General features: G+C 50.8%; 8 protein-coding genes. 6 read left to right on the forward strand and 2 right to left on the reverse strand.

The genetic code is table 11. The annotated features are described in order from the left end of the window. Window positions 1–1,030: 1,030 nt before the first annotated feature. Together J7400_RS17700 and J7400_RS17705 are read right to left on the reverse strand one after the other, a co-directional pair. Window positions 1,031–2,989, reverse strand: coding sequence for a hypothetical protein (locus tag J7400_RS17700; RefSeq protein WP_209065411.1), 1,959 nt, complete (start codon window positions 2,987–2,989; stop codon window positions 1,031–1,033). A 143-nt stretch (window positions 2,990–3,132) separates the two neighbouring features. Then, a complete protein-coding gene (locus J7400_RS17705) occupies window positions 3,133–4,233 on the reverse strand; it encodes a phosphatase PAP2 family protein (RefSeq protein ID WP_209065412.1) in 1,101 nt (366 codons plus the stop codon). A 140-nt stretch (window positions 4,234–4,373) separates the two neighbouring features. Between J7400_RS17705 and J7400_RS17710 the strand changes: the two genes are divergently transcribed. The 6 genes from J7400_RS17710 to J7400_RS17735 all read left to right on the forward strand — a co-directional run bounded on the left by J7400_RS17710 (window position 4,374) and on the right by J7400_RS17735 (window position 13,136). Beyond that, the gene (locus J7400_RS17710) at window positions 4,374–5,993 is read left to right on the forward strand and encodes a hypothetical protein (RefSeq protein WP_209065413.1); all 1,620 of its coding nucleotides are present in this window, start codon (window positions 4,374–4,376) and stop codon (window positions 5,991–5,993) included. A 138-nt stretch (window positions 5,994–6,131) separates the two neighbouring features. After that, a complete protein-coding gene (locus tag J7400_RS17715) occupies window positions 6,132–7,910 on the forward strand; it encodes a heme peroxidase family protein (RefSeq protein ID WP_209065414.1) in 1,779 nt (592 codons plus the stop codon). 322 nt (window positions 7,911–8,232) lie between these two features. After that, on the forward strand, window positions 8,233–10,569 hold the full coding sequence (locus tag J7400_RS17720; RefSeq protein ID WP_209065415.1) for a hypothetical protein: 2,337 nt from the start codon (window positions 8,233–8,235) through the stop codon (window positions 10,567–10,569). A gap of 118 nt (window positions 10,570–10,687) precedes the next feature. Beyond that, on the forward strand, window positions 10,688–11,476 hold the full coding sequence (locus J7400_RS17725; RefSeq protein ID WP_209065416.1) for a hypothetical protein: 789 nt from the start codon (window positions 10,688–10,690) through the stop codon (window positions 11,474–11,476). A 342-nt stretch (window positions 11,477–11,818) separates the two neighbouring features. After that, window positions 11,819–12,763, forward strand: a complete 945-nt coding sequence (locus tag J7400_RS17730; RefSeq protein WP_209065417.1) for a hypothetical protein — start codon at window positions 11,819–11,821, stop codon at window positions 12,761–12,763. 25 nt (window positions 12,764–12,788) lie between these two features. Continuing rightward, window positions 12,789–13,136 carry a hypothetical protein gene (locus J7400_RS17735; protein ID WP_209065418.1) on the forward strand — a complete coding sequence of 116 codons (348 nt, stop codon included), beginning with the start codon at window positions 12,789–12,791 and terminating at the stop codon, window positions 13,134–13,136. Window positions 13,137–13,707: the final 571 nt, after the last annotated feature.

Below are 13,707 nucleotides of genomic sequence, written 5' to 3' on the forward strand. Positions count from 1 at the left end.
CGTGTAGTCACTGCCACGACCATTCTGAAAACCAAAATCGTGCATGTCAGTGTTATCGGGGCCGGAATCGGATGGGAAACCAAGCGCTTGCTGTATCACGACCATAAGCAAGACGTCCGTGAGACAATCGTCCCGGACGCGGGCCCTTTCAAAGCAACTGAAACATGGTTTGATCGCTGAGGTTTTTCACGCGGTAGCGAAAGACGTGATCACCTTGGGCTGTCTTGCGATACCCAGACGTATGGCCTGACTCATAATTGTCGACATATGCCTCGTCACTTCGGTGGTCGGCACAAAAGACGCATATCTGGTCAATAGCCTTCACCCGAAGCATACTTACCGACCACAAAAAGAGATAAAGCCGGAAAAACGCGCATATTTTGCCCCCCGGGGCTCAACAATATCAGGCTGCAGAAGAGGCAAGCTTAGATCAAGCGCAACAACTCGAAAGCTCGATATCGGCTTGGTCGACGAAGCGCTTCAAATGCACCAAGGGTCGCATAGTTCGCCTCTGCTCCAAAGCCGCCATTGCCGATATCGGCAAGCGCCGCGGCGCAGCTTCACCAGACAAGACCTTCACCGCACTGCCGAATTGTTGCCCTGCTCGAACTTACAGATCGCGGGACGAAGCGGCCTTTCGATGCATATCGGCGAAAGACGGCTTGTTTAGCTATTTGCTGGCAAGTTCGTTGATTGCGGATGCTGGTTTCACAAGATCAGTCTCATAAAAACCTGCGGCCTTGATGCAATTCGTTTCTGGCATCTTTGCCGCACCCCATTTGTTTTCGCTGCACCTCGAACACCATTACGTTGAAATGCACTTCAGCCAACTGGCAGATGACGAGAAAAACTGGAAACATAAGAGGCGGATTACAACACCAACAGACCATGTTCAGCGCTAAGATCAAACACCGATGGTGCTTGCAGGCAAAATGGATATGGGCAAGATGACCGCTTAACCTCATCAAAGCAAATCTAAGTAATTTTCAATCGAAAGAGGCAGTGTAAGCTCAGGTCATATACAAAACCACTACTCAGAATTGGTCATTCGAAGAGAACGCAGTCTGTTGCGCGATCTAATTCGTCCTCGACCGACTTTTTCGATGTCGGCTTGATAATAGAGTCGGCCTTCATCAGCTTTCTCGATCTCAGCGCGTTTCTCAAAGAGTCTATGGGCTGGTAACGTTGGTCGGAGGCCTTTCAAAATATCGCCTAACCAAGCCTCTATCACTTGGCGGGTTGCATCCGCACAGGCAAAGCTTGTGCCCCTCATTGCTGCAACGGAACCATCATAGGCACCATCTGACAAGACACCGAAATGCGCGTAGCCATCATCCGAAGGCAACGCGACAGTTGGTGCCCCTCGCGCGTCTAGGTGTGCTCTGCGCCCGAGGCCGGAAGCTGAGTAGGGAGCGGGTCTCCCGTCTGAGAAGCGGAAACCCGCAACTGTTGCGGTTCCGTTTGTTCCGGCATAGCTGTTCATACTACCGTGACGGAGGATGAAACCTCTGTTATCTAGATTTGCTGGACGTTCCGCTCTGCTCGAGTAAACATATGTGTCAGCGGTACGCCCCGACCATTCTATAAGCGTATATTTTTGGTCATCAAAATAGCTGCGCCGCGTTATTCTTTCCCCAGGTAAGGTGGATTGGTCGGTCTGGATCATAAGTCTTACAGTAATATTTTCAGACGATGTATTCTTGACCCTAATCCTCCACTTTCCAGCGGTGGCGCCCCCGCCCAGTATTTCAGGTACGGTATCGGGCGCTAGACATACCTGGTACAGAAAATTACGGCGATCCAACCTATGTGATCGCGTAGTTTCACAGTAAATTCGGCCCAACCCACTTAGCAGATCGCAGACTTGGCCGGGCAAACCCCGCGAAAATCCCTTGGGATCGGTATTTGGTGGAACGATGTCGATTTCTATAGGCGGAGTTTCGCGTTCAAGCGGCTGGTCATGCACCCAGATTTCCAAGAAATTCGAAGTCTGATCATCCGGTACAACGCGCCATTCGATTTCGCCAATGTTGTTGGAGCCAGGCTTTAGCTCCATTATGGCGTGGCTGCGGGTTAGATTGTCGTTTCCAGACGGAAGCATAGTAGAAAACGTAGAGCTTTTTTCTTGGCGAAAACGATCTTCCATTTCGAAGAGCGTCGCCGGAAACCCTTGGATGTCACCTTTGGCACCTGCTTGCTTTCCAAATGAAATGTTTGAAACAAACGGAACATCCTGCAGCTGCAAGTTTGACTTCTTGACAATTTTTTCGAAGACAGCAGCCAACCAGTTGTACGCATAAATCAGATATCCATCTAGCAACGCGCCACCTTCTGCATAAACGACAGGTGAAGGCAAATTGACGACTATCAATTTCACGCGATCACCGAATTCAGGATTTTCAAAAGGATCAGCTCCACCCATCAAACCCAAAACATGCGTACCGTGTGCGTTAGAACGTAGAATACCCTTCGGGCCGGCGACCCTAGTATACGCAATAAGACCTGCCTCTTGGTTGAAACTGTCTTGATCCAGAGCGGACGTAAGATCGCCGTTGGCACTGTGCGAAATCAATAACTCATTGATGTCTTGGCTTAACAAATCACGCCCGAAAGGGAGATGGCCACCGGCATTACCGGATGCTCGGTCTGCGCCTTGCTGCCAGGATGCGAGAATGCGAGATCGTCCGGTCTTGTCCCGAAACCGACGGTGCCCGAAAGCTATGTCGATGTCGATAATACCAGCAATTATCGTCCCTTCTTCAATGGTCGGATAGTCGACATTCTCGGGCAGCCAGCCGGTATGTTTTTTGTCGAGCCAGTGATCCGCAAAACCATTGTTGTTGCAGTCATCCGGAACAGCAATAATATCTAGCGGCCTCCCGTCAGTTTGTTGGGCTGTGTAAAAGGCTTCGAGTTTGTTTTCTTGTTCATTCGGTCCACTCAGGATTTCGGCCCGCTTTTTTACAAATGACTCGGCACGTTGTGTCATCGTTTTATCCGTGATCGTGGTCGGCGGCGCGAGCTGGATTGTCGCTTGGTGACTCCACGGCTGATGTCGTTCCAGGTTAAGTGCCCAGTGGATATACGGCGACGGAACGAACCGATTTGACTGTTCCCAACTGGACCAACCCATCAGACTGCCCCCCCAGTTTGAGAACCTTGAGTAGACACGCCAACCCATTCTTTACTGGCATCTAGCCAGTGTCGCGCAAAAATATTTTGGGTATCGATTTGGCTTTCGACCTTTGAAGCCCCACTGACGATCTTCGCCATCGTTGGGCGATTAAAGTCGCCATCATCAGAGCGTTCATCTTCGTCAGCATGAAGATTAGCATCAAAAGCAAAAATCAAAGCGTCTTTACCTGTGGCCAGCGCAGCTATCGCATTCCCAATAGCACATCCCAAAGCAGCACCTGCAGCTGAATCGACAGGATAGTGTACCCCGGCAATCGTACGGTTTACCGCGATTCTATGAGCCAAATAGAAGAGTTGGCTTTCTTTTTGCGCTGCCTGATCCGGCGTATCCTGCAAAATTAGGCGTGATAAGACGGAGGCTATTGCGAATGCTTCGGTTGCGTGACCCGAAGGAAATGAGCTGTGGTCAGGTGTGTCGATCATAGGTTGGACTTTTTCAGACCAATCGACCGGACGCGTCGTACGGCAGAGGTGTTTTATCTGCATTTCCAGAAGGATTGCGATCTCTTGCGTTGCAGCAACAATCTCTGCGGTGTGCTTTCGTGCGGGCGTATCGAAGTTGTACACCGCAGAGAATGCAGAAAATATATCCTCTACCTGTACCAGAATCTCGTTCACACGGTCCGAACGCAAATCTGCGTAAGCACGCAACCATTTGACTTGGTCATTTTGCGTGTCAGCGTCAGGTTTAAACAGCTTACAAATTGATATGTTTGTGCTGCTCCCGGGGCTTAATTCGAGCTCTGCGGTATCGCTGCTATTTTGGATTACACGAAACCTTTGAAGCGCGTCTCCGACAAGAATTGTGATTCTTCTTTCGGCGGTTAGATAACTCATGTCTCCGTTGAAATGGTCTTCATCAACAACAGCATTCCCGCGAGGCGGATCCCAATATCCTGCAAGAGCATCGTGGGCTGTCATCCGAGCTTCGGCAAGCCCGAAATCGGTTTCAGCGGCACTTGAAGTTTTACCGCCGCCCTTACCGCCACCTTTGCCGCCGCCCTTTCCTCCTCCGAGTGCGTCTTGTGAAAATGTCATGATAAATCCCCCAATTAATAAACAGGGATTAGTCTCTAGGGATTAGTCCAGCCGTCAAGACAGGTCCGCGCACAATCACGATACGTTCACATTTTCTAGGAAATAGGCTAACGTAGCGTCAAAGATTTGGATTTTCTATTATGGACAGCAATTTGGATTGCTTGCGTATAAACGTATATGGGCACTTCCGCATTTCGGATCGGCAGGGACGAGACCTGACCCCTGTGAATGAAAAATCACAAGCCATAATAGCGTTGCTTGTCACATCCGAGCCTTCAATCAAGACACGCAGCTGGTTGCAAGACAAGTTGTGGAGCACAAGCGACCCAGAGCGAGGAGCCGCAAGTTTAAGGCAATGCCTGACAAAGATACGAAAGTCGCTCGGCGACAAATCGAGTGTTCTTCAGAGCAATAGGAAGTCTGTCTGGTTAGATACCGAAAAAATAACTACAGATTGGCGTCAAGAAACCCAGACCCAAGAACGCTCAGAGTTTCTTGAAGGTATCGACATAAGAGACAGTGAATTCAACCATTGGCTGCAGATCATTAGAAATAAGATAGGATGCGCGAACAAAGATGCAGAGCATAATTTGTTGGCGGTTCCGCACCAGGCGAAAAAGCGCTGGAAGATCGCGTTGATATGCTCGGAGAACTCCTCATCAGCAGCTTTTCATTTGGAATCTGAATTTGTAAGTCTTCTTTGCCGAAATATTGGTGAACAAGGTGACTATGAAATAGGGTTTGACAGCTCTGAAACTTCTGATCCTTTTGTTATTAATGTATTTGTTCATGCAACATCTATTGACGACGACAGACTGGGCCTAAGAGTATCCGCACACTCAGCCAAAAATCGGCGGATAATGTGGAATGAAACAATAACATTGGTTAAGCCCTTTGGTCCAATTGATAAAAACCTGAACCTGCTCGGTATGGCGTTTCGCTTGCAGTCTGCTCTTATCAAATCAATCAGTTATAACGACGATTTAGGTGCCAGACAGAAAAATGGGAATCCGCAAATGGGTTCCTTCATGTCAAATGTATTTTCATTTGATGCCGAGCATCTTGAAAGAGCCGAGTATACTCTTTCTTCTCCACCTGAAGGAGAAAATCCAGCCATTGCGTTGGGATGGAGATCGCAGATCGCTGTGATCAGATTGATAGAAAGATTTGCTGATAACGAACAAGCAACAATAGAAGAAGGGATGTCCTTTGCGGAAAGGGCTGTCGAAGCCGATCCTATGAACTCGATTGTGTTGGCGTCAGCATCCAACGCTCATGCAATGCTTATGGACGATGAAATGGCTGCGTCAGAGCTAGCGAAGTTAGCCGTTATGTTGAACCCATCCAACCCGCTTGCATGGTGGGCTTATTCAAACGCCGCTTTGTATCTAAAGGATTATGAAAAAGCTCGGGATGCGGCCCAAATTGGCGCCAGAATGTCGGCTAAATCGCCACTTCAGTTCTGGTGTGAATTTCAGGTGGGCCTGGCCGCGCTGTTGCTTGGCGACCATGAAAAGGCGGCGCGGTCTTTTGAAACCTCTGCAGCTCTTTCCCCGAAGTTCAGGCCACCAAGAAGATACTTACTTGCTCTCTACTCTCACCGAGGTAATTTTTGCAGAGCTAGGCGTATGTCCGAACAATTGCATAAGCTCGAGCAAGGCTTCACGATTGACGAGTTTTTCAGAAACGAGGACTATCCGATAAGTTTAGCGCGACGAGCGGGCCTTGTGTGCACTGATGCTATCACCGATCTGGTATGAGAGATACCGTCCATTAAGCAATCCTCGCGATGTTTTTGTCTGTGTGTTTTGGGGCATTCACCTACTAACTGTCCAAATCACGGTTTGATCACGTTGATCAACGAACATCCTCCCAAATAAAGCAGTGAGGATGATAAGATGATTATAATTAAAGGACATGGCGGCCAAGTGTCTGGTAACGGCAGAGGTGGCGCGAACACGCAACAAAGTATGAATGCGGCCTGCGGTTATGTCGAAGGCGAAGACTATCCAGATACTGCTTCTGCAGCATTCGGACCTTTTGGCTATTTCTTCCCAAATGCAGATAGCACGCATCCAAGACCAGAAATAGCTGAGGCTCTGGATCGTCTGGGTGTGGCAATGGTTGATACAGTTAGTCCTGAGGCCGATAATTCGGAGATGCCAGCGCTGTTCACATATCTAGGACAGTTTATTGATCATGACATAACAGCTGGCACAGATCGTGAGACGGATTTTTCAGTTATTGATGTCGCTAATGCCTCTCTGGGTCAGCATGAAAAGTCACTGGTTGAAACTAAGGTTGTTAATCTAAGAACCGGAGCACTGGATCTCGACAGTGTTTATGGCGGGGCTGTTCATACAGGTTCATTTGGCAAGAGACTCCAGAACGCTATGCGTTTTCCCTCAGATCGCGCAAAGATGCTGTTGGGCACTAGTTTTGACATCCCGGGTTGCAGGCCGGATCTGCCCAATGACATAGCGACCGACCTGTTGCGGCTACAAAGAGTGATTGACCCAGATCGTACGATAATACCATCTTCTGAATTTGAGGCGCTGACGGGCGACCTAGCGGAGCGGTTTTTGGACGAAGATGGGAAACCGATCCCGGCTAGGGCCATCATTGGCGATATGCGAAACGATGAAAACCTTGCGGTGGCACAAACACATCTGATGTTCCTGAGGCTGCACAACAAAATCGTAGATTCGGCCACGCCAAATGATGTCAATCTAGGCGACAGAGAAGCCGTGTTTGAGTGGGCTAGGCAGCAAACGAGGCGCATTTATCAATGGCTATTGATGAATGTTTACCTGCCGACGATCTGTGACAGAGACACAGTTAATGATGTCGTCGCCCAAGGTGCTCCTGTTTATCGCAGTTTCATGGATCCCATAGGAGATTCTGGTGCACGGCTTATGCCACTACCCCTAGAATTTTCAGTGGCGGCCTTTCGGTTCGGCCATACGCAGGCTCGCTCGGATTACGACTGGAATTTTATTTTTGGACGGGGCGATACCGACTGTAATCCATCTTCAGATAGAGCGGGTTTTAACTTGCTCTTCGGGTTTACCGGCGAAGGCGCGCCTCCAATGTTAGGTGTGGCAAACCAGCTTCCGAGCAACTGGATCGTCGACATGGAAAGGTTGTTGAATTTGGGAGATGTCTCTCATGACGACCGCAATACAAGGCGAATAGACACCTTTATTGCCCCGGACTTGCATGAGATGAAGCATATGCGCGAAGGCGACAATGCGAACATGCAGAATCTTCCAATTCGGAACTTGCGCCGAGGGCATTTGTTGAATGTGCCAACGGCTCAGGCATCTATTGCCGGATTTGCGGAGCACGGTATCGGCATCACACCGCTCAGCGCTGAAGAAATTGCTTCTGGCCCCACGGGAGACGCCATTCGCGCAGGAGGGTTCGAAGACGCCACGCCCCTTTGGTTTTATATTCTTAAAGAAGCAGAGCTGATGTCCAATGGTCGACACCTTGGTCCGTTGGGGAGCAGGATTGTTGCCGAGACTTTGGCAGGACTGGTTATACATGGATCGGGAACCTATTGGCACCTTTCCGGCAGTGATAACGGGCGTTGGCACCCACGTGACGGAGCTCATCCAGATGGTGTGGTCGTCGATAGCCTGCCTGCAATGATCCAAGCGGTTGGCTACCTGTAACGCAAATCGGCCGAATGCGATTATTTAAAACGATCACTTTATGGACGGCAACAACGCGCATTTTGAAGCGCGGCACATCGGAACATCACTACATCGGTGCGCCATTCGCGGTTCTCAAAAAGGGAACTTTCTATGATTGGGACAAATACAAGCGATACCCTGGAAAATAGCGCCAAAGGTCACGATTGTAAGCGCGACTGTCCAGCAGCAAGCGCGAACTCTAGTTCGAATTGATCGGTCGGGCTTGGTGCAAGCTGACACGTCTCATCCGACAGGCGCAAGTGGCGCTTCGTTGCAAACTATAGCATATAGGGGGCATACCATGACAGCGGAGAAAACTAAAATTGATCACCTGGTGCTTTGTGTGCATGGCATCGGCAATCAAGTGGCGGGGGAAACGGTAGATGATGTGCTCAGTGGTGCTATGGAGGAGCACAACCGCCAAGGCCAACCTCCGGTCGTCGCAGACGAGACGATCGTGCAGCTCTTTGAAACACCTTATGCGGATTATGCAGGCAAATCACGGATAGAAGAGAAAAATTATCCGGGTGGCGGAGCGGGCAGCAGTACAAGCACCCCTATTCATCATCCCGAATCTCATGAAATGCCGCAGCGCGAGGGAACGCAGAAGAAGTTCCCCATGCATGTCAAACGCGTCCGTAAGCAAGGGGCCCCACCCAAGGAGATCAAGACGGTAATGGCAGAGGTCTACTGGGCTGATCTGTCCAAAGAGCCCAAGGGGGCCTTCGCCACGATTTTCGACTTGATTAAGGTGGTGATGTCGGTGGGTTATCTGGCGCTCGACAACGCCTCCAATACCAAGTCCCATTCGGGCTATTCGGCTGTGGTTTGGTTTTTGTGGGCGCTCATCGGTGGTGTTGTCGCTTTAAATGCGGCTTTGTTGATGGGCGCCCTTGTTCTGTTGTTGGAGGGCTCCGTCCTCAATTTCGATGCGGCAGATAGTGTCGATTCCGGATTGCTGAAAAACCTTCAACTCGCGTGTGCGATGCTTGCCGGTGTGGCCCTCTTTCTTGGTTTGTATTTTAGAAGCCGCCCTCCCGGTGATCGTTTTTGGACACTGATCGGCATTCTATTGCTCGTTTTGGTTGCTCTAGGCAGCATTGGCCTGTTCACTCTACCCAGTGCCGAAGCTGTATTCGCAGGTACTGGTGCTTTGACCATTGCTCTTGGCTTTGTGACAGGCGTTCGTCGTTCATGGTGGGAATTGAGCCTCTGGCGAGTTTTTTCCACTGCGGCATGCGCCTGGGGATTGCTGATCCTAGTGTCCGTTCCATTCATTCCCGAAGCTGCTGAAGTCATCGCGTATTGCAACGAACGAGCGATCGCCTTTTGCCTGTTGCCTCAAGATGCTCCCCCAGAAGATCAGCAGCTTCGGTTCTTTGTTGGTTCGCTTATGTTATTGCTTGAAATCAACTGGGCGATTGCGGTGTTGCTATGCCTTGTTGTTTACATTGCGTGGTTCAATGACAGAGGAATGATCGACGATTCCGCGCCTCATAACAGGCAGCGCAGGATGTTCGCGCCTATTTGCTCGGCTCTACTTCTTTTGTGGATGCTGCTTGCGTCGTCAGTTTGGGTTGTCACCCAAGACACAGTAAATCGGCTGGGAGACAAGTTCCCCCTACTTCAAAAGGTACTCAATGAAGCGGTCGCTCCGCTCGTGATAAATATGACGATTGGATTGGTCTTCCTGGCGCTACTGATTATCACTGCAATCGTCGTTATGTTGGCGCGATTTATGAACAAGGATGTCCTGTTCAAAACAGCGATTTCAGCTTCGTGGATGGGTCGGCTACTGTTCAATTGGATCTTTCAGGTCGTTTGCGCGTTGTCCACTTTGGCGTTTGCCGCTGCGGTGGTTACCATTACCATGAATATTGATGTTATTGGGCTAGAAGCGGAGCTCACGAAAGATCGTACGCTCAATGACAACGGTCTCAACCAAACAGTTGGGGCGGAAGAGCGACAAGATCGGCTCAGCTTGAGCCGCATTTTTGTTGGTGTGACACACTATGCGCCCGCCGTTCTTTTGGGGCTAGCCTTTCTCATATATCAGCTACGTGATTTCGTTGCTGGTGGTTTGGGGGCATTTCGGGATGTTGTGGTCTATGCCAATAACAATAAGTTTAACCCCGCGATGGCCAATGACCTTAGCAATTTCCCACCTCGCCTGCAGATTGAGGGCCGTTTCGAGACTGTGGTCAAACTCATGATGTCTCAGTTGCACCCCAAACGCGTGACGATTATCTCGCATTCTCAAGGAACTGTCGTGGCCACGCGGACGCTACGGCGGTTGCTGCCCGAGGGGATTTTTGGCGGATGTGAGGTGACTTTGGTCACAATGGGTTCTCCCGTCACGCACCTCTATCGAAAGTATTTTCCCGATGCCTTTCGCATTGAACCGGGTGATTTCAACAATGATGAAGCGCCAATTAAATGGTTCAACATTGGACGCACGGATGATTTTGTAGGCACATATATCGAGAACCTCGATGAGTTGAACGGCCTAGCAAAACCGCAACAAGATGTCCCCTCCGAGCGCAACCTTTTGGTGCCGGCAGGTGGGCATCCTGGCTATTTCACTGATCCTTATGTTTGGCAGCATTACACGCAAAAAATTGGGTTTCGGTTGCTTTAAACACGCCCGGGAGGATCGATTACTATGACACCTCACACGATACGAAAGAGCTAGCAGCCCCGGATTTTTCACTGGAGGCTGAATTCATAGGGCGAAAGCGAAGAGAGTTCGAGCTGAGATGTTTGAGTTGTTTTGGAGTAGCCTTGTTTCACCCAACATCGTGTCTGTCGCTATAGTCTGCCTTCTATTTGCAGCTTTGACATACTTTGGATTGAAACAATTAGAGAGCCAGTCTTCTGCGGAAACCGCCAACCAAGTTGGGGAGGTGCTTTTGGTTATCCCCTTGGCTCTTGGGGTTGTGTCTGGGCTCAACGAGATTTCCGAATTTCGAAAAGAGCAGAGACAATTGAGAGACGCAGTGCGACGTGCCGAACTGGATGACAACATATCGATTGCCCTTGCAGGCGTCAGTGACGTCGCGCGACAACATAACGCTTTGTGCCTTAGTAACTCAAGCAATGCGATGACCAGATATATGATCGCGGAATTGACTGCTGCACACAGAGAAGTAGGGTTCAGGCAGAATGATTGCATACCCATCGCCGTGACGCCGTGTAGCCCGCTAGCGGAACTCGCCAGAAATTCACTGATATGGTCGGCAGCTCCTGCGCATGCAGCTAGCTCATACAAGAGCTGCGAGGTGCAAGCTACGACGGATTTCCTATCCAACAACGCGACGATGTTTAGAAGAAGCGGAGAACGAGACCAGGCCATCACTACAACGGATCGAATACGCAAGCTAAAGAATGATTTAGAAGAACGAGAGCTCCTTACGGAGCGATCGGTTGCAGTGTTCAATGAACCAGGCAAGCTGCGCGTTATAGGGTTTTGGCTGATCGTCTTTGCGGCGTCAGTCGAGCTGGCTCGGGTAGCCCGGAAATTTAAGCCTGCGCGCCCGACATACTGACATCTTGCTAGAGTTGATCGGGTCAGGTCACAGCAGCGGTGCGACCCGTTGAACCCGCCGTCTACGGCACGCGCAAATACAACGAAAAACCCAATTCACTGACCGCGGACGAAACCAACGTCCGCAATCCTTCGACGACGCGAGCGACGTGATCGCGGGTCTTTGCAAACTTTCACCCGCGCCACGGCAATGGTGGCATTCAGGGCAAGATGATTTACTGGACATTGGTTTGTTTTCAACTCGTTGCCCGTCCAAAAATGGAAAAACGGAAGGTTTGAGCGAGGCGCTTGTCACATGTGACGCCTCATTCACGCTGAGTTCACGGACGAAGCATATCCAAATTTGCATTGGTTAACGAAAGGGTATGGCATGCTACGAAATCAACTATTGTTTTGTTCGATTGTAATTAGCGCGGCGGCTTGCACGGCGCCCGACATTGAAACCGGTCTTAACGCTTTCAGCGAAGGCCTGACTGCGGTCGAAAAGCCCCTTTCACCGACGCTTGAGCAGCGCATTACGCAAGAAGAGCGTCAAGCGCGCGAAATCGGGATTTCTAAGCTTGCTTCGGTCTACGCCGCGCCGACAGGCTGCGAGGCTCTGGTTTTTGCTCCGGCGGAAGCAGGGACGCTTCTAGACGAGACCGCGAGCGCCTGCGTGCTGGAACCACGCGTGACAGCGCCTATGGCCCGCGGCAGCGCCAAGTATGCCGCTGACGGGTTGGCCGCCTTGTCACAATATGCCGCCGTCGTTCAGGATATCGCCAAATCCGACATCTCGCCGCGAACCTCCGCGAACTTTTCAGGGTTCCTTGGCTCGCTCAACAGTTTCGCCGCTGTCGCGAATGCAGGGGGTGGGCCGGTGATCAGCGATGCGCGGATTGCACCGCTCAGCAGTTTGGTCGGTCGCCCGGTGGAAGCGCGCCGGGCGCAGCTCCTGCGCAGATTGGTCAATGCGGCACACCCGGAAATCAAGGAGATCATCGCTGAGCTGATTGCTTATGTAGACCAGTCCAGTCAGATCACTGCACAGGCGCAGGTGCTCGGGGACTCGTTTGAGCGTATGACAACCGCTCAAGATAATGGAAGTGTGCAGCAATATCGCGCTGCTGTCCACGCCTATGAGGCTGAGTTCAAATCTTACCAGACCACCTTCAACAATAGCGATACTGCACGCCTCATGGCGCTCTGGAAGGCGCACCAGTTGCTGCACGCGCAAGTCAACGGACCGGGCGACCCTGAAACGCTGATAGCACTTTTGGAGGACTTGAAAGCGCTGTCAGACCAATAAAACCAAAAACGGAAGGAAGAAGATCATGTCAAAAGACATTCGCAAGCTCAAGACCTATGAAGATCTGTATAACCTTGGTTGGGCCGCGATTGGCAAACTTGATGACCGTGCGAGCGAAGAGACAGATGTGGACAAACGAAGGGCCCTCCGTGCGAAACAATCAGAAATCCGGGCATTCATGTACGAGTTGCGGAACGCACAACTGGTCGAGCTGACCACGCCAACAGCGACGAAATCCGCTGGCGATCAATTGCGTGACGCGGTACAGAAGGCCAAGAAGGAAATGAGAAGACTGGAAGATCTGGCCACCGCCCTGAAGGCAGCCACAGACCTTCTGAACTTGGCGCAACGCCTTGCGAAGTTAGTGCTGTGACAGCGCTGTGATCTTCTATGCCTTCACAGCCTCGCTCGAGTTCAAACAAACCGCTTGGAAAAAAGCAAGAACTCGAAGAGTTACCCTCTGGACACTGTCTATACAGTGTTCCTTGGCGTCGCTCTTCTACCAAATCGGGCGGCCGGCCAAATGCATTGTGCAGACGCTCGGCTGGGCAGGATTCAAACCTGTATTTTACAAGACAAATCGGATCATTGAAGGACGTTCGTGCGCCAAGTAGCATTTTGGTAGTTTGGGCTCAAAGCATACCTCAGAGGCAGTGCAGCATCCTGTGATACACTGCTGTGGTCAACGTCGGGTTGTCGTTGGGGGGGCATCTGCGGATCGTAGATCAAGACCTGTGGGGCGCAGTCAAAGCACGCCAAAAGGCGTCAAGCAACGCCGTGATTGCGGAAGGTTTCAACCGTCCGGAGCGCGCCAAGCTGATCCTCCCCCACTGAAGTGGTCCGCCGCTATGTTTAGGAAAACGGAGGATTCACGATGGGAAACAAGCGACACAAGCCCGAGGAAATTGTCACGAAGTTACGACAGGTTGAGGTGCTTGCCGGGC

The sequence above is a fragment of the Shimia sp. R9_2 genome, from assembly GCF_017743735.1.
In the GTDB taxonomy this organism is placed as follows: domain Bacteria; phylum Pseudomonadota; class Alphaproteobacteria; order Rhodobacterales; family Rhodobacteraceae; genus Shimia.